Source organism: Pseudomonas petroselini, assembly GCF_045037875.1.
Taxonomy (GTDB): Bacteria; Pseudomonadota; Gammaproteobacteria; order Pseudomonadales; family Pseudomonadaceae; genus Aquipseudomonas; species Aquipseudomonas petroselini.
Window position 1 is genome coordinate 1,706,691 of sequence record NZ_CP173614.1, and the last position, 21,331, is coordinate 1,728,021.

General features: G+C 62.5%; 14 protein-coding genes and 2 pseudogenes. 12 read left to right on the forward strand and 4 right to left on the reverse strand.

The genetic code is table 11. The features are described 5' to 3' along the window. The first annotated feature begins 122 nt into the window (after positions 1-122). Entirely contained in the window at positions 123-428 is a 306-nt protein-coding gene (locus ACI512_RS07975; protein ID WP_064054729.1) for a DUF6388 family protein, read from the forward strand. A 1,016-nt stretch (positions 429-1,444) separates the two neighbouring features. Here the strand turns inward: ACI512_RS07975 and nadC are convergent. Continuing rightward, positions 1,445-2,293: a carboxylating nicotinate-nucleotide diphosphorylase gene (nadC, locus tag ACI512_RS07980; protein ID WP_236381878.1), complete on the reverse strand. Its 849-nt coding sequence runs from the start codon at positions 2,291-2,293 to the stop codon at positions 1,445-1,447. A 246-nt stretch (positions 2,294-2,539) separates the two neighbouring features. Here nadC and ACI512_RS07985 point away from each other — a divergent pair, with 246 nt between their 5' ends. From ACI512_RS07985 to ACI512_RS08005, 5 genes are all read left to right on the forward strand, one after another. Next, the gene (locus ACI512_RS07985; RefSeq protein ID WP_405121731.1) at positions 2,540-4,690 is read left to right on the forward strand and encodes a DUF1631 domain-containing protein; all 2,151 of its coding nucleotides are present in this window, start codon (positions 2,540-2,542) and stop codon (positions 4,688-4,690) included. 61 nt (positions 4,691-4,751) lie between these two features. Then, the gene (gene ampD, locus ACI512_RS07990) at positions 4,752-5,315 is read left to right on the forward strand and encodes a 1,6-anhydro-N-acetylmuramyl-L-alanine amidase AmpD (protein WP_012722166.1); all 564 of its coding nucleotides are present in this window, start codon (positions 4,752-4,754) and stop codon (positions 5,313-5,315) included. Beyond that, positions 5,312-6,148, forward strand: coding sequence for a regulatory signaling modulator protein AmpE (gene ampE, locus ACI512_RS07995; RefSeq protein ID WP_236381881.1), 837 nt, complete (start codon positions 5,312-5,314; stop codon positions 6,146-6,148). Before ampD ends, ampE begins: the two co-directional genes overlap by 4 nt. 1,557 nt (positions 6,149-7,705) lie before the next feature. Continuing rightward, on the forward strand, positions 7,706-8,410 hold the full coding sequence (locus ACI512_RS08000) for a methyl-accepting chemotaxis protein (RefSeq protein ID WP_371916688.1): 705 nt from the start codon (positions 7,706-7,708) through the stop codon (positions 8,408-8,410). A 129-nt stretch (positions 8,411-8,539) separates the two neighbouring features. Continuing rightward, on the forward strand, positions 8,540-8,968 hold the full coding sequence (locus tag ACI512_RS08005) for a hypothetical protein (protein WP_012722169.1): 429 nt from the start codon (positions 8,540-8,542) through the stop codon (positions 8,966-8,968). On the opposite strand, the gene ACI512_RS08010 is transcribed toward ACI512_RS08005, so the two are convergent. Both ACI512_RS08010 and cra read right to left on the reverse strand, forming a co-directional pair. Beyond that, positions 8,918-9,694 carry a TatD family hydrolase gene (locus ACI512_RS08010; RefSeq protein WP_064054732.1) on the reverse strand — a complete coding sequence of 259 codons (777 nt, stop codon included), beginning with the start codon at positions 9,692-9,694 and terminating at the stop codon, positions 8,918-8,920. The two genes, ACI512_RS08005 and ACI512_RS08010, sit on opposite strands and share 51 nt — an antisense overlap. A gap of 2 nt (positions 9,695-9,696) precedes the next feature. After that, positions 9,697-10,692, reverse strand: a complete 996-nt coding sequence (gene cra / locus ACI512_RS08015) for a catabolite repressor/activator (RefSeq protein ID WP_012722171.1) — start codon at positions 10,690-10,692, stop codon at positions 9,697-9,699. A 293-nt stretch (positions 10,693-10,985) separates the two neighbouring features. On the opposite strand from cra, the gene ptsP reads away from it, so the two are divergent. From ptsP to ACI512_RS08035, 4 genes are all read left to right on the forward strand, one after another. Further along, complete coding sequence (gene ptsP, locus ACI512_RS08020) at positions 10,986-13,844, forward strand: phosphoenolpyruvate--protein phosphotransferase (RefSeq protein WP_231810068.1); 2,859 nt, start codon at positions 10,986-10,988, stop codon at positions 13,842-13,844. After that, complete coding sequence (pfkB, locus tag ACI512_RS08025) at positions 13,845-14,765, forward strand: 1-phosphofructokinase (protein ID WP_236381882.1); 921 nt, start codon at positions 13,845-13,847, stop codon at positions 14,763-14,765. It begins immediately after the preceding gene. 11 nt (positions 14,766-14,776) lie between these two features. Further along, positions 14,777-16,489: a PTS fructose-like transporter subunit IIB gene (locus tag ACI512_RS08030; RefSeq protein WP_122810026.1), complete on the forward strand. Its 1,713-nt coding sequence runs from the start codon at positions 14,777-14,779 to the stop codon at positions 16,487-16,489. A 192-nt stretch (positions 16,490-16,681) separates the two neighbouring features. Next, positions 16,682-18,223, forward strand: coding sequence for an alkaline phosphatase (locus tag ACI512_RS08035; RefSeq protein ID WP_046034309.1), 1,542 nt, complete (start codon positions 16,682-16,684; stop codon positions 18,221-18,223). Between the two features lie 70 nt (positions 18,224-18,293). Here ACI512_RS08035 and ACI512_RS08040 read toward each other — a convergent pair whose 3' ends face one another. After that, complete coding sequence (locus ACI512_RS08040) at positions 18,294-20,819, reverse strand: sulfite reductase flavoprotein subunit alpha (protein ID WP_236383642.1); 2,526 nt, start codon at positions 20,817-20,819, stop codon at positions 18,294-18,296. A gap of 166 nt (positions 20,820-20,985) precedes the next feature. Here ACI512_RS08040 and ACI512_RS08045 point away from each other — a divergent pair. Together ACI512_RS08045 and ACI512_RS08050 are read left to right on the forward strand one after the other, a co-directional pair. Beyond that, positions 20,986-21,066, forward strand: a pseudogene (locus ACI512_RS08045) (PKHD-type hydroxylase); the annotation flags it as partial. 6 nt (positions 21,067-21,072) lie between these two features. Then, a pseudogene (locus tag ACI512_RS08050) lies at positions 21,073-21,150 on the forward strand (PKHD-type hydroxylase); the annotation flags it as partial. Positions 21,151-21,331: the final 181 nt, after the last annotated feature.

A 21,331-nucleotide genomic window follows, 5' to 3' on the forward strand; every position in this document is an offset into this window, starting at 1 on the left:
TTTTCAGATGATCCCAGAATGGTTCTGAAGGCCAGACGAGCCGGCATTTGCGCCCGCTCTTTTGTATCTGCGCAACCTTGATGACCCAGATGCATCCCCATTCCTCGATCTAAGAGAACGACATGACCACGACTGAAATGACCCAGGAAGTTCGGCATCAAGCAGCCCTCGAGAAATACCTTGAGGAATCGCCGCAGCTTAAAGAAGAGATCAAGGACCTGAGCGCTGACGACCAGCGCGACCAGATTCAGTGGGCATTCGAGGACGAGGCCGAAAGCCAGGGCTACCAGCCCTGGGAGCTGACCCTCAAGTACACATCGACACCGGAAGAATTCGAAGCGGCACGGCTGGCCTTGCATAGAGAGGCGGCCGAGGTGCTGGGTGTCGAGTGGGAAGAGTATTGCGAGATGAATGACCTAGTCGTTTAAACGCCGTTGTAGTGAGCGGGCTTGCCCCGCGCTGGGCTGCGAAGCGGCCCCAACACCTGCCACCTCGTTCTGCCTGACAAAACGCGGCGGCCTTATTGGGGCTGCTACACAGCCCAGCGCGGGGCAAGCCCGCTCACCACACACGCACTTCGAACGCGCTGGATACTAAGGTGCATAGGATTGCGAGATGAATGACCTGGTCATTTAAACGCTGTTGTAGTGAGCGGGCTTGCCCCGCGCTGGGCTGCGAAGCGGCCCCAACACCTGCCACCCCGTTCTACCTGACAAAACGCGGCGGCCTCGTTGGGGCTGCTACGCACCCCAGCGCGGGGCAAGCCCGCTCACCACACACGCATTTTCGAACGTGCTAGATACTAAGGTGCATCGACACCGAAAGAGCATTGCGAGATGAATGACCTAGTCACTCAAACGCCGTTGTAGTGAGCGGGCTTGCCCCGCGCTGGGCTGCGAAGCGGCCCCAACACCTGCCACCCCGTTCTACCTGACAAAACGCAGCGGCCTTATTGGGGCTGCTACACAGCCCAGCGCGGGGCAAGCCCGCTCACCACACACGCATTTTCGAACGTGCTGGATACTAAGGTGCATCGACACCGAAAGAGCATTGCGAGATGAATGACCTAGTCACTCAAACGCCGTTGTAGTGAGCGGGCTTGCCCCGCGCTGGGCTGCGAAGCGGCCCCAACACCTGCCACCCCGTTCTACCTGACAAAACGCGGCGGCCTCGTTGGGGCTGCTACGCATCCTAGCGCGGGGCAAGCCCGCTCACCACACATGCACTTCGAACGCGCTGGATACTAAGGTGCATAGCGTTGCGAGACGAATGACCTGGTCACTCAAACGCCGTTGTAGTGAGCGGGCTTGCCCCGCGCTGGGCTGCGAAGCGGCCCCAACACCTGCGACCCCGTTCTACCTGACAAAACGCGGCGGCCTCGTTGGGGCTGCTACGCAGCCCAGCGCGGGGCAAGCCCGCTCACTACACACGCATTTCGAAGGTGCTAGATACTGAGGCGCATCGACAAGTCCACTGCCTTCACATCCTTGGTCATCGCGCCGATCGAGATGTAGTTCACCCCGGTCTCTGCAATCGGCAGCAGGGTGCTTTCATTGATCCCGCCGCTGGCCTCCAGCTTGGCCTTGCCGCCGTTCAGGCGCACGGCTTCACGCATATCGTCCAGGCTCAACTCATCGAGCATGATGATGTCGGCGCCTGCCGCCAGGGCTTCGCGCAGTTCCTCCAGGCTTTCCACTTCGATTTCCACCGGCTTGCCGGGTGCGATCTTGTGGGCGGCCGTGATCGCCTGGGCAATGCCGCCGCAGGCTGCGATATGGTTTTCCTTGATCAGGAACGCGTCATATAAACCGATACGGTGGTTGTGGCAGCCCCCGCAGGTGACTGCGTACTTCTGCGCCAGACGCAGGCCCGGCAAAGTCTTGCGGGTATCCAGCAGCTTGACCTGGGTGCTGGCGACAAAATCCGCCAGGAATTGGGCGCGTGTGGCGACGCCGGACAGCAGTTGCAGGAAATTCAGTGCACAACGTTCGCCGCTGAGCAGCGAGCGTGCCGGGCCTTCAAGGTGGAACAGCGCCTGGTTAGGGCTGACGCGTTCACCGTCGGCCACCTGCCAATGCACGGCGACCCGCGGGTCCAGTTGGCGGAAGACCGCATCAACCCAGGCTGTACCGGCGATAACCGCCGCGTCACGGGTAATGATGGTGGCCGTGGCCAGCCGTTCGGCCGGGATCAACTGCGCAGTGATGTCGCCGCTGCCGATGTCTTCCAGCAGTGCGCGGCGCACGTTGGCTTCGATTTCGGCGGTGAGGTCGGCAAGACGGAGATTCGGCATAACAGGCTCCACAGACAAAGTGCCCCGATTATAGGGGCAGTGTGCGTTCGAACCCAGGCTCACCACTCATTTACCGCGTAATGGCAGAGTTTGCTGGCGCAACCCCCCTCATTTGCAAGATAATCTCGCGCCTTGCAATTGGCGTCATAGCTTTGACGTCTTGAGGATAAGCGGTTATTTCTGGTTCCCGACGGAGCCCGTACCCGAGGTTTCCCCACCCCAATACCGCCGTTTCAGGAGGCCAGGATGCACAATGACGGAAAGGTGGTGCCAATCAACAAGGCACACGCTACGCCATCGCCGCTCGCCCGCCTGCCGGTGGTGTTGCAGCAGCTGCGCGACAAGGCCGCGCAACATCTTCAACAAGGTCTGCAGGACCTGTTCGATAACGCCGACGACACGTTGTTCGAAATGGCCGACAAGGCGCGCAACAACCTCGATCACCATATTTTCTTTGAAGCCATGCGCGACCTGCGCCTCAAGCGCAAGAATTTCGAACGCGTGTTCATGGAGCAACTGTTCGGAGCTTTTGCCAGCTTGGGCCAGGCGGGGCGAGGGGAATTGCAACTGGTGCCCGTGGTTTCCTATGACGCGGTGCCGGGGTCTTCCAAGGATGACCTGGAGAAAGCCGTAGCGCTTGAAGCCATGCTGGGGCGGGTGCGGCACCGTGACGGCCTGGCCCTGGGGCAACTCACGGCGCGCTTGAGCGCTTTGCTGGGCAACCGCCTGGATGAGCGTGAGAACCCTTTGGGGCCGGCACTGCTGTGTGAGTTTTTCCTGCGCGCGGGGCGCAGCTTGGGCGTGGAGATCCGCGTCAAACTGATCATGCTCAAGTTGTTTGAAAAATACGTGCTCAGCGATGCCGACCAACTCTACGGCGAAGCCAATCAATTGCTGGTCGCGACGGGTGTATTGCCTGAACTCAAGGCCGTACCTTGCCGCCGCATCGAGGGGCGTGCGGGGCGTGAACTCCCGCCTGAAGAAACCTCGTCGGCCGCCGACCCGCTCGTCGACGAAAATGGCCAGCAAGCGTTCGTCGCGCTCCAGCCATTACTGACAGCGGTACGCGGCAGTGTGGCGCCGACGCTTGAAGCCAGCGCCGAACCGCTGCCCATTGCCACCCGTGACCTGGTGCGCCTGCTCTCCCACTTGCAGCAGTACGTGCCGGAGCCTGAGGCCGAGGACGATTTCGACCTGCGTAACCAGCTTGAGCAGTTGCTCACCCGAGTCAGCGTCAAGAGTGGTAAGTCGCGGGTGGTGGAGGCGGCTGACGAAGACGTGATCAACCTGATTGCGCTGCTGTTCGAATTCATCCTCAACGACCGCGCCATACCCCATGCCTTCAAGGCCCTGATCGGCCGCCTGCAGATCCCGATGCTTAAAGTAGCGGTGGTGGACAAAAGCTTTTTCAGCCACCCCAGCCACCCGGCGCGGCGCCTGCTCAATGAAATCGCGGCGGCCGCCATGGGCAGCAGCCCGCGTGATGACTACCAGCGTGACCACCTCTACCTGCGCATTGAGCAGGTGGTGCAGCGCTTGCTCAATGAGTTTGTCGACGATCCGGCGATTTTTTCCCAATTGCTCGCGGAGTTCAGCGCGTTTACCGCCGATGAGCGGCGGCGCAGCGACTTGATTGAACAGCACACCCGCGATGCCGAAGCCGGGCGCGTGCGCACCGAAGCCGCCCGCCAGCGCGTGGCCGATGTGCTGAATAAACGGCTGTTAGGCAAGGTCCTGCCGCGTCCGGTCGTGCAGTTCCTGCAGCAGGCCTGGAGCCAGGTGCTGTTGCTGGCCAGCCTCAAACACGGCGAGCAATCAGTGCAATGGCAAGCGGGCCTGCGCACCATGGACGAGCTGATCTGGAGCGTCAGCCTGCAACAAGACACCGAAGCCGGGCGCCATTTGCTCGAGCAACTGCCCGGTTTGCTCAAGGCGTTGCGCGACGGTCTGACCAGCGCGGCGTTCGACCCCTTCAGCACGCGAGAGTTTTTTGTGCGCTTGCAGGCCCTGCATGTCCAGGCGCCTGAAGGCGTTGATGAGTTGATCGAAGTGCGCGAGCCGTTTGTACTCAGCGCAACGTCCTCCGATCAGGTCACCGATTTGCCGGACAACGACCCCGACCTGCTCAGGGCCCATCAACTCAAGGTGGGAGGCTGGGTGGTGTTCCAGGAAGACGGCGCCAACGCGCTGCGGTGCAAGTTGACGGCGATCATGGCGCCAGCCCATACGTATATTTTTACCAGTCGCACGGGGCTCAAGGTCTTGGAGAAAAGCGCCGGCCAGTTGGCCTTGGCGTTCAAGCGTGGCGTGCTGCATACCCTGGATGACGGACCGCTGTTCGAGCGCGCGTTGGCCGCGGTAGTGGGCAAATTGCGGCAACTCAATCACGGCAAGTGATCGCAACCGGAGGGGCGAACGCGGCATACTGGTCAGACTTTGTCTCATTCAAGGAACCTGTATGCAGTTGGACCCCACCAGCGGTTGGTGCGAGGGCATCCGTCATTGCCCTTCACCCAACTTCAACGAGCGCCCCACAGGCGAAATCTCACTGTTGGTGGTGCATAACATCAGCCTGCCACCGGCGCAGTTCGCCACTGGCAAAGTGCAGGAATTTTTTCAGAATCGCCTGGATGTCACGGAACATCCCTACTTTGAAGGGATTGCCGCCCTACGGGTGTCCGCGCATTTTCTGATTGAGCGCGACGGTACGGTGACGCAGTTTGTATCCTGCCTCGATCGGGCCTGGCATGCCGGGGTCTCGCAGTTCGAGGGGCGAGAAACCTGTAATGACTTTTCTTTGGGGATTGAGCTGGAAGGTACGGATGATCTGCCGTTCACCGATGCCCAATACGCATCGCTGATCGATCTGAGCCGCCAGTTGCTGGCGGCTTACCCCGACATTACTCCCCAGCGCGTGTGTGGTCACAGCGATATCGCCCCGGGGCGCAAGACCGATCCCGGCCCCGCTTTTGATTGGACGCGCTTTCGCAGCGCCCTGCAGGATGGAGGACACGCACGATGAGTTTCCTGGTGTTGGTACTGGCCGTATGGATCGAGAAGTTCTCGGCGCTGCGCCAGCGATTGCAGCGTGATGACGGTTGGCTGCGCGAACTCGCCAAGCTGGAATCGAGCCCACGCATGGGCAAGCAACCCTGGCTGATTCTGGCGTTACTGGTGTTGTTCCCCGTCGCGCTACTGGCCTTGTTGCTGCTGGTACTGGAACCGGTGGCCTACGGACTGCTGGCACTGCCGGTGCACTTGCTGGTCGTGATCTACAGCCTGGGCCGCGGTGATCTGCTCGCCGGGCTCGGGCCCTTCCGCGATGCCTGGCGACGTGGCGACCTGCAAGCGGCCGAGCATGTCGCGGAGCGTGACCTGAACCTGAGCGCCGACAGTGGCGAGCAATTGCTCGAACGCGTCCAGGGCCATCTGTTGTGGCAGGCCTACCAGAGCTTTTTCGCGGTGATTTTCTGGTATTTCCTGCTGGGCCCGGTTGCCGCGTTGGCGTACCGCCTGCTCGCATTGGCCAGTGAATACAGCAAGAACCCCCTGGTGGCTGAGCGTGCCGGGCAACTGCGTCATGCATTTGACTGGTTGCCGGTACGCCTGCTGGCGGCCAGTTTTGCCCTGGTGGGCAACTTCGTCGCAGTCGGTCGCGTGATGCTGCACGAACTGCTGAGTTGGGACATCAGCGCTGCTGAACTGGTGGAAAAAGTCGGCTTGGTCGCTGCCGAAATCCCGCCGCCGGCGGTAGGTCCCGATGGCATCAACAGCCTGGACCGGATATGGGAGCTGCTGCTGCGTGCGGCGGTGCTGTGGTATGCCGGGTTCGCGATCTGGACCGTGTTGCCCTGACTGCAAACAAACATCAAAAAATGTGGGGCCAGGCTTGCTGTAGTGAGCAGGCTTGCCCTGCGCTGGGCTGCGAAGCAGCCCCACCGGATCCTGAGTAAACCCGCATTGTTTCCGTGGTGCCCCTCCTTTCGTTAACCTTAAGTTACAAAACTCCCTTTCAAATTGAGCTATACAGATGCTGGCTAACTGCCGCCCTGCGCCTCAATAAAAATAAAAGAAGGGGAGTTCACAGTGAAGAGCTTGCTCTATCCCGCCGTCGCGTTGATGAACCGCCTGAGCTTCGGCATGAAGTTCAGTTTGATCAGTGTGTTGTTCCTGCTGCCGATGCTGGCGACCAACTACTACCTGGTGCGTGATTCGTGGCGTGAATTCCAGGGGACCCGTGTGGAGCTGCAAAGCCTCGACTTGCTCGGCAGCAGCCTGGCCCTGCGCCGCGACCTGGAAACCCTCAACAACCAAGTACAGATCAACGCGACCCTTGGCCAATCCGGCAAGGCCGGTGACCTTGAGGGCAAGATCAGCGCCTTGGAACACAGCGTGCTGACCCGCCTGCAAGGCCTCAATGCCATGACCACCGAGCCTGAGCAAATCACCGCGTTTGACGCCAAGCGCGACGAGTTGATTGCGGCGTTCAAGGCCCAGCAACAGGAAACGTCGCTGTTGAGCAAAAGTGCACTGATCGGCAAGTTGCTCAACAAGGCCCAGATGCTCAGCCAGATCATCGCTAGTCAATCCGGCTTGAGCCGCGATTCCCAGAGTGATTTGCGCCAGCTCAGCGCTCTGATCACCAGCGTCACCCCACAGGTCACCCAGACCCTCGGCGAAGGCCGGGCGATGGGCGCTTACTCCCTGGGCCAGGGTTTTCTCAATTCGGCGTCCAGTACGCGCTTTGACGAACTGCTTCAGCAATTGGAAAAACTCCAAGCCGAATATGGCCTGAAGTTGCAGGATGCCCTGGGCTCCAGCAACGCCGCCCACGCGACGCTAGACAGCCTGGCCCAGGCCAGCAGTGCCAGCCTCAAGCAAGGCAGCGAGTTGTTTGAGGAGCAGGTGGTGATGGCCGAAACCCTCGACGCGCCCTGGCAGGGATTCTACGACAGCGTCAGCCAACTGATGGCCCGGACCTACCAGCTTGACGACGCCACGTTGACGTTCCTGGAGCAGCAGTTGGAGCAGCGCCTGGCGCAGAATCGCACGCATATGGTGGTGCTGGTCTCTGCCCTGACGGCGGTGTTCTTGCTGATCTTCTATCTGTACGCAGGCTTCTATGCCTCCACCCGCACCACGCTGCGCCGGCTGGGCGCGATGATGGACAAGGTGGCGGCCGGCGACATGACCGTCACGTTTGTCGCCCAGAGCCGCGATGAACTGGGCGACCTGGGGCAGCTGTTCAACGGCACTGTGGCGAAGATCCATGACTTGATCGAGCGCGTCGGGCACACCGTCAGCCAGGTTGAACGCCAGGCCGGCCAGGTGGAAACGGTCTCGGCCCGGAGCAATCAGGCGGTTGCCGGGCAGCGTACCCGGATCGAGCAGGTGGCGACGGCCATGAACCAGATGTCGTCCACTGCCCAGGAAGTCGCGCGCAGCGCGGCGACGGCGGTCAGCAGCGCTCACAGCGTCAACGACGAAACCGTCAGCGGCCGTGGCTTGGTGCAATCCCAGCAGGGCAGCATTGCGCGGCTGGCCTCGGAGATCGATCAGTCGGTGCGGGTGATCAACCAATTGGCCACCGACAGCCAGTCCATCAGTAGCGTATTGGAAGTGATCAAAAGCATCGCCGAGCAAACCAACCTGCTGGCACTCAATGCCGCCATCGAGGCGGCGCGGGCCGGTGAGCAGGGGCGTGGTTTTGCGGTGGTGGCCGACGAGGTGCGCACCCTGGCCCGGCGCACCCAGCACTCCACAGAGGAAATCGAACAGATGATCAGCCGCTTGCAAGGCGGTGTGGCGGCGGCAGTAAGGGCCATGGGCAGCAGCCATGAGATGGCCAACGGCACCGTGGGTCAGTCGGAAAAAGTCCAGCAGGCTTTGGAAAATATCCTCGGCGCCGTAGGGATGATCGTTGATCAGAATCAGCAGATCGCCGCCGCCGTGGAACAACAGACCGCCGTTGCCCACGACATTGACCAGAACATCGTGGCCATCAATCGGGCTGGCGAATACGCCGCCGAAGGAGCGCACCAGACCGAGGCGGCGAGCCGGCAACTGTCGATGCAGGTGATTGAGTTGAAGCACTTGATCGGTGCGTTTCGCGTGTAAGACCGTGGTGTGGGAATTAGCTCTTGTTGGTGTAGTGCCTGTCCTGATTTCACGGAGTCCCTTTTCTGGCCGCGTGAAGGGGGGAGAATTTGTTTCAATCAAATTCAGGCTCAACGGAGCGCGACGACGATGACCACTGCGATCGGCATCAAAGGGCATTGTGCCCATTGTGATATCAGGTTTGAACTCAAGCCGTGGCAACTGAATGCCATCGCGATCCAAGAGCCTTTCGACTGCCCGTACTGCCAACGGATCGTGCAGTTGAACTGCCCCCGCCAATTGCGCCAGTTCAAGGCGCTGGACCATTGGGCGCTGGTGCAACCGAGCATGGTGGTGTTCACCTGCATGGTGCTGATTGTGGCGCTGGTGGCGGAGTGGGTGGGGCTGATCAGCGTGATCGGTCAGTTCAACGTCTCGCTGGTGATGCTGCTGATGCATTTCCTGGTGCTGCGCTACGCCCGCTACCGGCAGCGAATGACGCTGGACCTGCAAGTGGTCACGCCGGTGCTACCAATTGAACAGCTCGCACGCATTGCGTGTGCTCGCCTCAGCCAGTAACAGCGGGCTGATGCCCATGCGCTCGGCCAGGGCGGTGCAGATGTCCGGCAGGTGCTCGGGGCTGTTGCGTTGACCGGGAAACATGGCGGGCGCCATATCAGGGGAGTCGGTTTCCAGCACCACCGCGTCCAGCGGCAGTTGCGCCAACACCTTGTGCATACGCAGGGCCTGGGGCCAGGTGGCGGCACCGCCCAAACCCAGCTTGAAGCCGAGCTTGATGTACTCGCGGGCTTCTTCGCGGCTCCCGGCGAACGCATGGATGATGCCGCCGCGGGGCAGGCGGATGCGCTTGAGGGTAGCGATAACCACGGCATGGCTGCGACGTACATGCAGCAACGCCGGTAATTGGAAGTCCGCCGCCAGCTTGAGCTGGGCTTCAAACAGGCTTTGCTGGCGTTCGCGGTCCAGCTGTTCGAGGAAGTAATCCAGGCCGATCTCGCCCACCGCGCACAGCTGCCGGTGGCCGTGCAGGCGCGTCAACCAGTCGCCCAATTGCACAAGGTCGGCGGGTTGATGCTCATCGAGGTACACCGGGTGTAAACCAAAGGCTGCGAATATTCCTTCATCCGCTTGCGCCAAGTCCCACAGGCGCTGCCAATTCTGCTGATACACCCCCAGCACCACCAAGCGCCGCACGCCCAACGTCCGGCTGTGGGCGAGGACGTCCCGGCGGTCGCTGTCGAACGCCGGGAAATCCAGGTGGGTGTGGGTGTCGATCAGCTCCACGCTCAAGCCTCGTGAATACGCTGCTTGAACGTCCGGCCGATGGCGTGTACGCCAGGTTGGTAGTGCTCTTCTTCGATAGCGGCCAGCGCCAGGCGCAGGGCGGTGTCGGCGATCAGTTGATGTTGCTGGGCCATGGCGTTGACCGGCAACGGCAGGAAGTCCAGCAACTGCGTATCACCAAAGGTGCCCAGGCGCAGCGGGCGCGACTTGAGCGGGAAGTCATGCAGGGCGTCGAACACACCTTGCAGCAGCACATAGGAGGTGGTCACCAGCGCGTCAGGCAAATGCCCCAGTTGCTGTAGAAGTTGCTCCATCAGCTGTCGGCCGCAGTCGCGACTGAACGCTTCACCGTGTTCGACAATCACCTCGCCGGTGAACCCTTCGAGGGCCTCACGGAAACCGGCGGCACGCTCCTGGCTGATGCTCAGTTCGGGCCGTGCGCCGATCAACGCGATCTGTTTGGGCAACGGTTGCAGCAGGCTGCTGGTCAATTGCTTGCACGCCTGGCGGTCGTCGCTGACCACCGAGCAGAATTGATCCGCGCCCATCACCCGGTCGATGGCAATCACCGGCAGCCCCTTGGCTTGCAACTCGCGGTAACTGTCATCGCTGGCCGGCAGGCAACTGGCGACGAACAACGCATCACAGCGCCGGGCGCGGAACAGTTGCAGCAATTGGCGCTCGCTGTCGGCCTCATCGTCGGAGCTGGCGATCAGCAACTGATAGCCACGCGCCCGAGCGCCTTGCTCCAGGAGTTTGGCGATGCGTGCGTAGCTGGGGTTTTCCAGGTCGGGCAGGATAAAACCCAAGGTGCGCGTGTGCCGACTGCGCAGCCCGGCGGCCTGGGGGTTGGGCGTAAAGCCATGGGCTTCGACCACGGCGCGCACCCGCTCGACGGTTGCGTTGCTGATGCGTTGCTGTTCAGCCTTGCCATTGATGACGTAGCTGGCGGTGGTCACGGACACACCGGCGAGACGTGCGATATCACTGAGTTTCAAACCGGGATTTCCTTGTTTTTTGGAGCTTGCCCCGACATTTTGTCCAATCGTAACCGATTCCAGCACTGGACCTATGTCTCAGCTCAAGTGCCGAGTGGTTGTTCAAGGATGCGCAATTAACGCGTAGTCTTCCATAAACTCTAGATTAAACGTTTCAGCCAGCGTATTTTTACGACGTTCGCGACTGAGTAGCCACTGCCAATTGACTGCTCAGTCAGTTATTTATGAGCACCCCTTACACTGTTTGTTTAAAACAATACCTAGTGCGCCACTGCACTAACTAGGAGAACGGCATGCTTGAGCTCACTGTAGAGCAGATTTCCATGGGCCAGGTGGCTGTGGATAAATCTGCTGCCTTGCACCTGCTCGCTGAAAAACTGGTGGCCGATGGCCTGGTCGCCGAGGGTTACCTCAGCGGTTTGCAAGCCCGTGAAGCTCAGGGCTCGACGTTCCTGGGCCAAGGTATTGCCATCCCCCACGGCACCCCTGAAACCCGCGACCAGGTGTTCTCTACCGGCGTGCGCCTGCTGCAGTTCCCCGAAGGGGTGGACTGGGGCGACGGCCAGATCGTATACCTGGCCATCGGCATTGCCGCCAAATCCGACGAACACCTGCGCCTGTTGCAACTGCTCACCCGCGCCCTCGGCGAAACCGACCTGGGCCAGGCGTTGCGCCGTGCCGGCACCGCCGAAGCGTTGCTGAAACTGTTGCAAGGCGCGCCGCAGGAACTGGCGCTGGATGCACAGATGATCAGCCTGGGCGTGTCCGCCGATGACTTCGAAGAGTTGGTTTGGCGCGGTGCTCGCCTGCTGCGTCAGGCCGATTGTGTGAGCAATGGTTTCGCCGCGGTGTTGCAGCAGGTGGATGCGCTGCCCCTGGGCGATGGCCTGTGGTGGTTGCACAGCGAGCAGACGGTCAAGCGCCCGGGCCTGGCGTTTGTCACCCCGGACAAACCCATGCGCTACCTCGGTCAGCCGCTCAATGGCCTGTTCTGCCTGGCCAGCCTCGGTGAAGCCCACCAGGCCTTGCTTGAACGCTTGTGCGCCTTGCTGATCGAAGGGCGTGGCCAAGAACTTGGCCGCGCCACCAGCAGCCGCGCGGTCCTCGAAGTGCTCGGCGGTGAACTGCCTCCGGACTGGCCCAGCGCACGCATCACCCTGGCCAACGCCCACGGTTTGCACGCGCGGCCGGCGAAGATCCTCGCCCAGTTGGCGAAAAATTTTGACGGTGATGTGCGTGTGCGCATCGTCGATGGCCCAGTGGGCGCCGTGTCGGTGAAAAGCCTGAGCAAACTGTTGAGCCTCGGCGCTCGACGTGGCCAGGTGCTGGAGTTTGTCGCCGAGCCGACCATTGCCGGCGACGCACTGCCCGCGCTGCTGGCGGCGGTGGAAGAAGGCTTGGGTGAAGACGTCGAGCCACTGCCGACCCTGAGCGCCCAGCCCGAAGCCCTCGATATCGAACCGGTGATCAGCGCGCCAGTGGCCGGGAGCCAGATCCAGGCCATCGCCGCCGCGCCGGGCATCGCCATCGGGCCTGCGCATATCCAGGTTCAGCAAACGTTCGACTACCCACTGCGCGGAGAATCCTGCGCCCTCGAGCGCCAGCGCCTGCACAGCGCTTTGAGCGAGGTGCGCACCGATATCCAGGGCCTGATCGAACGCAACCCCTCCAAGGCGATCCGCGAGATTTTCATCACCCACCAGGAAATGCTCGACGACCCGGAACTCACCGACGAAGTCGACACCCGCCTCAAGCAAGGCGAAAGCGCTGAAGCGGCGTGGATGAGTGTGATTGAAGCCGCCGCCAAGCAGCAGGAGTCGTTGCAGGACGCCCTGCTCGCCGAGCGCGCGGCCGACCTGCGGGATGTCGGTCGTCGTGTGCTGGCGCAACTGTGCGGCGTTGAAACCGCCCAGGAGCCGAGCGAGCCCTACATCTTGGTGATGGACGAAGTCGGTCCGTCCGACGTTGCACGGCTTGATCCGGCGCGCGTCGCCGGTATTCTCACCGCCCGTGGCGGCGCGACGGCGCACAGCGCTATCGTCGCCCGTGCCCTGGGTATTCCGGCCTTGGTCGGCGCCGGCCCGGCGGTGTTGCTGCTGGCTTCCGGCACGCCGCTGTTGCTCGACGGCCAGCGCGGTCGCCTGCATGTGGACGCCGACAGCGCCACCCTGCAACGCGCCACGGTCGAACGCGACACCCGCGAACAGCGCCTGCAAGCCGCTTCGGCGCAACGCCATGAACCGGCGCTGACCCGTGACGGTCACGCCGTGGAAGTGTTCGCCAACATCGGCGAAAGCGCCGGTGTTGCCAGCGCGGTGGAGCAGGGCGCCGAAGGCATCGGCTTGCTGCGCACCGAACTGATTTTCATGGCCCACCCGCAAGCGCCGGACGAAGCCACCCAGGAAGCCGAATACCGTCGTGTGCTCGACGGCCTCGGCGGTCGCCCGCTGGTGGTGCGCACCCTTGATGTGGGCGGCGACAAACCGCTGCCGTATTGGCCGATTGCCCAGGAAGAAAACCCCTTCCTCGGCGTGCGCGGCATTCGTCTCACCTTGCAACGCCCGCAGATCATGGAAGCGCAATTGCGTGCGCTGCTGCGTTCTGCGGATAACCGTCCGCTGCGCATCATGTTCCCCATGGTCGGCAGCGTCGATGAATGGCGCGCGGCCCGTGACATGACCGAACGCCTGCGCCTGGAAATCCCGGTGGCGGACCTGCAACTGGGCATCATGATCGAAGTGCCGTCGGCGGCATTGCTCGCCCCGGTGCTGGCCAAGGAAGTCGACTTTTTCAGCGTCGGCACCAACGACCTGACCCAGTACACCCTGGCCATCGACCGTGGTCACCCGACGCTGTCCGCCCAGGCTGACGGCCTGCACCCGGCGGTGCTGCAACTGATCGACATCACCGTGCGCGCCGCCCATGCCCATGGCAAATGGGTCGGCGTGTGCGGCGAGTTGGCGGCAGACCCGTTGGCGGTGCCGGTGTTGATCGGCCTGGGGGTGGATGAGTTGAGCGTGTCGGCCCGCAGCATTCCCGAAGTGAAGGCGCGCGTGCGCGAATTCAGTCTGAGCGAGGCCCAGGGCCTGGCGCAAAAAGCACTGGCGGTGGGCTCGCCCGCCGAAGTGCGTGCCCTAGTGGAGGCCGTGTAGATGGCAAGGATTCTGACCCTGACGCTGAACCCGGCGTTGGACCTGACGGTGCGTTTGGCGCGCCTGGAGCCGGGTGAAGTCAACCGCAGCGACACCCTGCTGACCCATGCCGCCGGCAAGGGCGTGAACGTGGCGCAGGTGTTGGCCGATCTGGGCCATGACGTGAGCGTGGGCGGTTTTCTCGGCGCCGCAAACCCCGAGGCGTTCGATGCACTGATCGCCAGCCGTGGGTTTGGCGATGCGTTCGTCCGCGTGCCGGGAGAGACGCGCAGCAATATCAAGATTGCCGAGCAGGATGGCCGGGTCACTGACATCAATGCGCCGGGGCCGCAGGTGACGGAGCAGGCGCAGAACGCCTTGCTGGAAAAACTGGCGCAGATTGCTCCCGGTTTTGATGCGGTGGTGGTGGCCGGCAGCTTGCCACGCGGCGTCAGTGCGCAGTGGTTTCAACGCCTGGTGACGGAACTGAAAAGCCTCGGTTTAAAAGTCGCCCTGGACACCAGCGGCGAAGCGCTGCGCGCCGGTCTGAAAGCCGGCCCGTGGCTGGTCAAACCCAATACCGAAGAGCTGGCCGATGCCCTGGGTCATGCCCCGGATGCAATCAGCCAGCTTCACCAGCAGGGCGTGGAACATGTGGTGGTCTCCGACGGCGCCGCGGGCGTGAGCTGGTACAGCTCGAATGCGACGCTGCACGCCACACCGCCCAAGGTGACGGTGGCCAGTACCGTCGGCGCCGGCGACTCGTTGCTGGCCGGGATGCTGCACGGCTTGCTCAGCGGCGATACGCCGGAGCAGACCCTGCGCCGCGCCACGGCGATTGCCGCAATGGCGGTGACGCAAATCGGTTTTGGCATCAGCGATGACGCGCAGTTGGCGCGCCTCGAAAGCGGCGTTGTTGTGCGCACGCTGACAGAACAATAAGAGGGTTTGTGATGAAGTTAGCCATTGTTACCGCCTGCCCGAACGGCATGGTCACCAGTGTGCTGTGCGCCCGCTTGTTGGACGCCGCCGCGCAGCGCCAAGGCTGGAGTACCAGCGTGGAAGTGGTGGATGTGCAACGTCCGGAACGCCAGCTGTCCCAGGCCACCCTCGACGATGCCGAATGGGTGTTGCTGGTCAGCAGCACCCCTGTGGATATGCAGCGGTTTGTCGGCAAGCGCGTGTTTCAGAGCACGCCGGCCCAGGCGCTGGCGGATGTCGACGCCGTACTGCGTCGCGGCGCGCAAGAGGCGCAGGTGTATGTCGCCACGGAACAAGTGGCCAAGCAGGCGCCGCGCATCGTTGCGATCACTGCCTGCCCGACCGGCGTCGCCCACACCTTCATGGCGGCCGAAGCTTTGCAGCAGACGGCCAAGCGTTTGGGCTATGACCTGCAGGTCGAGACCCAAGGTTCGGTCGGTGCCCGTACACCGTTGAGCCCGCAAGCCATCGCCGAGGCTGATGTGGTGCTGTTGGCCGCCGATATTGAAGTCGCCACCGAGCGCTTCGCGGGTAAGAAGATCTACCGTTGCGGCACCGGCATCGCCCTCAAGCAATCCGAAGCCACCCTCAACAAGGCCCTCGCGGAAGGCGCGGTGGAAAGCGCAGCCAGCGGTGCGGTGGCCAAGAAGGAAAAAACCGGCGTCTATAAACACCTGCTGACCGGGGTGTCGTTCATGTTGCCGATGGTCGTGGCGGGCGGGTTGTTGATTGCCTTGTCATTCGTGTTCGGCATCCACGCCTTTGAACAGGAGGGCACCCTGGCGGCGGCACTGAAAACCGTCGGCGACCGTGCCTTCATGCTGATGGTGCCGTTGCTGGCGGGCTACATCGCCTACTCGATTGCCGACCGTCCCGGCATTGCGCCCGGCATGATCGGCGGCTTGTTGGCGGGTACCTTGGGCGCGGGGTTCATCGGCGGTATCTTTGCCGGTTTCCTGGCCGGCTACTGCGTCAAGCTGATCACCCGTGCGGTGAAGTTGCCGCAGAGCCTGGAGGCGCTCAAGCCGATCCTGATCATTCCGTTGCTGGCGAGCCTGTTTACCGGCCTGGCGATGATCTACCTGGTCGGCCCACCGGTGGCGCGCCTGCTCACCGGCCTCACCGACTTCCTCAGCACCATGGGCACCACCAATGCGGTGCTGCTGGGCATCCTGTTGGGCGGCATGATGTGTGTCGACCTCGGCGGGCCGATCAACAAGGCCGCGTATGCGTTTTCTGTCGGTTTACTGGCGGCGTCCAGTGGTGCGCCGATGGCGGCGACCATGGCCGCGGGTATGGTGCCGCCGATTGGCATGGGCATCGCCACGTTCCTGGCGCGCCGCAAGTTCGCCCAGACCGAACGCGAGGCCGGCAAGGCGGCGATGATTCTCGGCATGTGCTTTATCTCTGAGGGCGCGATTCCCTTTGCCGCCAAAGACCCGTTGCGTGTGATCCCGGCCAGCATTGCCGGCGGCGCCTTGACCGGTGCACTGTCGATGTACTTCGGCTGCAAACTGGCAGCGCCCCACGGTGGCTTGTTTGTGCTGGTGATTCCGAATGCGATGAACCATGCGTTGCTGTATCTGCTGGCGATTGTCGCCGGTAGCGTGCTGACCGGTGTGGTGTATGCGCTGATCAAGCGTCCGGATGTGGTCGAGCTGGCCGTCGCCCCCGCCAAGGCCTGACACGGCTCAAACCGGTAGGAGGGGGCTTGCTCCCGATAGCAGTGGATCAGTCAATTTTTTATTGCCTGTCACACTGTCATCGGGAGCAAGCCCCCTCCCACATTTGATCTCCACTGATCACACGATCAGTGTCATAACCGCTTCATCCGGTCGTGGTTAAGTTGCCCTTTTGATACTCAAGAGGGCACCTGCATGAGCCACTTCGATCTCGGCCGTCGCCGTGTGATGCAAGCCGTCGGCGCCGGCCTGTTGTTGCCAGGTTTGGCCCCGGCAGTGATCGCTTCGGTAAAGGACCGCCCGCAACTCACCGACGGCGTACAGTCCGGCGACCTGCTCGGCGATCGCGCCATGATCTGGAGCCGCAGCGATCGCCCGGCCCGCATGGTGGTGGAGTGGGACACCCGCAGCGTCTTCAGCAACCCGCGTCGATTCGTCTCGCCCCTGGCCGACAATCGCACCGACTTCACCGCCCGTGTCGAACTCACCGGATTGCCCGCCGACCAGGCGATTTTCTACCGCGTGCATTTTGAAGACGCCCAGACCGGCGTCGCCAGCGAACCCTGGTTCGGCCACCTGCGCAGCGTGCCGCAACAACGCCGCGACATCCGTTTTGTGTGGAGCGGCGACACCGTTGGCCAGGGCTTCGGTATCAATCCGGAGATTGGCGGCATGCGCATCTACGAAGCCATGCGCCTGCGGCTGCCGGACTTCTTTATCCACAGCGGCGACACCATCTACGCCGACGGTCCGGTGCCGGCGCAGCTGACCACCGAAGGCGGTCGCATCTGGCGCAATATCACCACCGAAGCCAAGAGCAAAGTCGCTGAAACCCTGGATGAATATCGCGGCAATTACCGCTACAACCTGATGGATGAAAACGTGCGCCGCTTCAACGCCGAGGTGCCGCAGATCTGGCAGTGGGACGACCACGAAGTGGTGAACAACTGGTCGCCAAGCAAGCAGTTGGATGAGCGTTACCAGACCAAGGACATCAACACCTTGGTGGGGCGTGCGCGCCAGGCCTGGCTGGAGTATTCACCGATGCGCCGGCAGAGCGCGGACGCGGGCGGGCGGATTTATCGCAAGCTCAGCTATGGTCCGCTGCTGGAAGTGTTCGTGCTGGATATGCGCAGTTATCGCGGACCCAACGATGACAACCTGGGCGCTGAAAAGCCCTTCCTCGGCCGCGAACAATTGGACTGGCTCAAGCGCGAACTCAAGGCGTCCCAGGCGCAGTGGAAAGTGATCGCCGCCGACATGCCCATCGGCCTCGGTGTGCCTGATGGTGAGGTCAGCCCCGGTGTGGCGCGTTGGGAGGCCATCGCCAACAACGACCCCGGTGCGCCGCAAGGTCGCGAAGTGGAAATCGCCGAGTTGCTGGGCTTTTTAAGGGCGCAACAGGTGCGCAACCATGTGTGGCTGACGGCCGATGTGCATTACTGCGCCGCGCATCACTATCACCCGGACCGTGCAGCGTTCCAGGATTTCGAACCGTTCTGGGAGTTTGTCGCCGGGCCGTTGAATGCGGGGAGCTTCGGGCCCAATCCGCTGGATAAGACCTTTGGCCCCGAGGTGGTGTTCGAGAAGGCACCGCCGGCGCAGAACACCTCGCCGTTCGCGGGTTTTCAGTTTTTTGGCGAGGTGCAGATTGATGGGCAGACGGCGGAGTTGACGGTGATCCTGCGGGATTTGGATGGCGTCTCGGTATTCGAACAGAAACTCCAACCGGTCTGATTGGAATGCCATCAAGACTGTGGGAGGAGGCTTGCCCCTCCCACCGTTTGATTGTTGTTACGTCAGGGATTCAGTAGACGTCCCGGCGATAGCGACCTTGCTCGATCAGCCGTTCCACGGCTTCATTGCCGAGAATGTCCGCCAGCGCCTGATCCACCCCAGCCGCCATCCCCTGCAAACTCCCGCACACATAAATCGCCGCGCCCTCCGCCAGCCACTTACGCAGCACCTCGGCCGATTCACGCAGGCGATTCTGCACATAGATCTTCTCTTCCTGATCGCGGGAAAACGCCAAGTCCAGCAACGCCAGATCACCACTGGCCAGCCAGCCTTGCAGCTCGTTCTGGCACAGGTAGTCGTGGGCGATATTGCGCTCGCCAAAGAGTAGCCAGTTGCGCTGCTGGCCGTCGGCAATGCGCGCCTTGAGCAAGCTGCGCAGGCCGGCCAGGCCGGTGCCGTTGCCCAGCAGGATCAGGGGCACCGGCATCTCCGGCAGGTGAAAACCGCTGTTACGGCGCAGGCGCAGGCTGATGCTTGAGCCGATGGCGGCGTGCTCGGTGAGCCAGCCACTCGCCAGGCCCAGGCTGCCGTCGGGGTGGCGTTCCTGGCGCACGATCAACTCCAGCACGCCCTCGCTGGCAATCGAGGCGATGGAGTATTCGCGCATGCCCAGGGGCACCAGCGCGTTCACCAGCGCCTGGGCATGCAGGCCCACCAGATGAGCGCGGTTGTCCGGCAGTTGGCGGGTGGCCAGGGCTTGGTTGAGGGACTGCGCCAAGCCTTCGAACACTACGGCATCGCTGCCGGCCAGGCCCAGGCCTTCGAGAAAGTGTTCGATGGCCCGGGGACCATTGCGGGGCAGCACTTCAACCAGGTCGCCGGCTTGCCAGGTGTGTGGCGCAGGCGAGGTGAGGCCCAGCAAATAGACCTGCGAGCCGCTGCTGTCGGGGTTGAGCAGGGTGCGTTGGCTGAGCGTCCAGTTTTCGTACTGGGCCGTCGGCCAAGCGGCTGCCGGGGCGTGGCCGGTGAGCTGGCCAAGTTGTTGTTGCCAGTGCAGCAGGGCGGTGGTGTCACCGCTGTCCACTTCGACCGGGGCGAACAAGGGATTGCCGCCCTGATTGGTCAGCCAGAAGTGCAGGCGCCGCGCAAAGCCGCAGAAGTGCTCGTATTGGCGATCACCCAGGGCCAGCACCGAGTAGTTCAGGCCACTCAGGGACAGGTCCTGGCCGAGCACGCTGCGCTCGAAGCCGCGGGCGCTGTCGGGGGCTTCGCCGTCGCCGAAGGTGCTGACCACAAACAGCGCATTTTCCGACTGGCGCAGGTCGTCCTGGCTGACGCTGCCCAGCGGCTGCACCTTCACCGGCAAACCGGCCGCCTGCAATTGCCCTGCCGTTTGCCATGCAAGCTGTTCGGCAAAACCGCTCTGGCTGGCAAAGCCGATCAGCCAGGCCGGGGCGTCGCTGTGGTTGGCGCTCAGACCTTTGCGGGCATCACGCACCTGGCGCTTTTTGCGGCGACGGTCGAGGTACAGCAGCCAGCCGGTGATGAAGAACAGCGGCATCATTAGTGAGCTGACGGTCAGGACAATCCGCCCGGCCAGGCCGAAGTAACTGCCGGTGTGCAAGGCGTAGACGCTGGTCAGCAGTCTGGAGCCGAGGCTTTTGCTCGCGTACCGGTCGTGGGATTTGACCTCGCCAGTGGCCGGGTCCAGATTGATCTGGTTCAGCGCGCGGTCATGGGGCGAGTCTTTCAGCAAGTAGAAGACGGTGGCCGGTTGCCCGGCGACCGCTGGCATACGGATGTTGTAAGCGCTCAGGCCGGGGCCGGCGTTGCTGTAGATGCTGCTCCACATAGCCGCGTAATTGGCCACCGGCGCGGCACCTTCGGGCGCCGGGCCGCGCTTGCGCACCCGTTCATGTTGCGGGGCGTCGGACAGCAGTTGGGTCAGGCCCTGGCTGTACCAGTCGTAGGACCAATACAAACCGGTCAGCGCCGAAAACAGATAGGCCAGCAGGCACCAGGTGCCGAATACCGAGTGCAGGTCCCAGTTGAAGGCGCGGCCTTTTTTGCGCCAGTCCAACGTCAGCCAGGCCCGCCAGTTCGCCGCCTGGCGCGGCCAGCGCAGGTACAAGCCGGAGAGGCAGAAGAACACCAGGATCAGCGTGCACGCGCCGGTGATGTTTCGCCCGGTGTCGCCCAGTACGAGGAAACGGTGGAATTGCAGCAGGAACCCGAAGACGTCCTGGCCGACCACGTCGCCCATGTAGTCGCCGGTGTAGGGATCGAAATAACGCAACTGACCACGGCGTTCGCCAGGCGGGGGGGTGAAGAACACGCGGGCAGCCTTGCCGCTTTCACTTTCCACGAACAGCATGGCCACGGTCTGGCCTTCAGTGGCCTCCAGCTTGCGCACCAGCTCGGCGGGCGGCAGTACGCCGGCGTCGCGTTTTTCCACGGTCAGTACGCTGGGGTTGAGCGCCTGCAGCATTTCATCCTGGAACGAGACCGCAGCCCCGCTGATCCCCATCAAGGCCAGCACCAGCCCGGCGGTAATGCCGAAGAACCAGTGCAACTGGAACAGGGTTTTCTTCAACACGTCTAACCGCCTCGTCTGTCTGAATGGGTAGGGCACGGCGCGCATTATGCCGTGGCTTGTCGAGAAACATTCTTTTTAACACGCAAAAGCCCCACGCATCCGATGCGTGGGGCTTTTTGCTGCGTGGCGCTGCTGCTTAGAAGTGGAAACGGGTGGACAGCAGTGCCTGTCCGAAGTCCACCCGCTGGCCAAGAAAATCGGCGCGGCGATGCTGGAGCGTTTGTGGCAGAACCCCCTGTTCATATCGACAACGCCGTGCGCCCGTGGCGCGCGCTACGCCGCGTTCTTCTGGACGCAAAGCCTGGTGCCCGAAGACAGCCAGCGCACTGTTCAGGTGGCTGAACAACCCCGCGAAGTGGTTTTTTCTTACGCATAAAGACTCAGGCTTCTTGCCCAGCGCGTTTACTTTTTCGTGTCTCTGTCAGGAGAAGACAGATTCTTTGCTGCAAGGCGGGATGACAACGTTCCGGTTTGTCGCTAGTCGATAAACAGGTGCCACAACTCGGGCACCG

Excerpts from the sequence above, each read along its gene's own strand:
- nadC (WP_236381878.1), bottom strand. The coding sequence starts at position 2,293 with ATGCCGAATCTCCGTCTTGCCGACCTCACCGCCGAAATCGAAGCCAAC.
- ACI512_RS08035 (WP_046034309.1), top strand. The coding sequence starts at position 16,682 with ATGAGCCACTTCGATCTCGGCCGTCGCCGTGTGATGCAAGCCGTCGGC.
- ACI512_RS08030 (WP_122810026.1), top strand. The coding sequence starts at position 14,777 with ATGAAGTTAGCCATTGTTACCGCCTGCCCGAACGGCATGGTCACCAGT.
- pfkB (WP_236381882.1), top strand. The coding sequence starts at position 13,845 with ATGGCAAGGATTCTGACCCTGACGCTGAACCCGGCGTTGGACCTGACG.
- ACI512_RS07985 (WP_405121731.1), top strand. The coding sequence starts at position 2,540 with ATGCACAATGACGGAAAGGTGGTGCCAATCAACAAGGCACACGCTACG.
- ampE (WP_236381881.1), top strand. The coding sequence starts at position 5,312 with ATGAGTTTCCTGGTGTTGGTACTGGCCGTATGGATCGAGAAGTTCTCG.
- ACI512_RS08000 (WP_371916688.1), top strand. The coding sequence starts at position 7,706 with ATGTCGTCCACTGCCCAGGAAGTCGCGCGCAGCGCGGCGACGGCGGTC.
- ACI512_RS08005 (WP_012722169.1), top strand. The coding sequence starts at position 8,540 with ATGACCACTGCGATCGGCATCAAAGGGCATTGTGCCCATTGTGATATC.
- ACI512_RS07975 (WP_064054729.1), top strand. The coding sequence starts at position 123 with ATGACCACGACTGAAATGACCCAGGAAGTTCGGCATCAAGCAGCCCTC.
- ptsP (WP_231810068.1), top strand. The coding sequence starts at position 10,986 with ATGCTTGAGCTCACTGTAGAGCAGATTTCCATGGGCCAGGTGGCTGTG.
- ampD (WP_012722166.1), top strand. The coding sequence starts at position 4,752 with ATGCAGTTGGACCCCACCAGCGGTTGGTGCGAGGGCATCCGTCATTGC.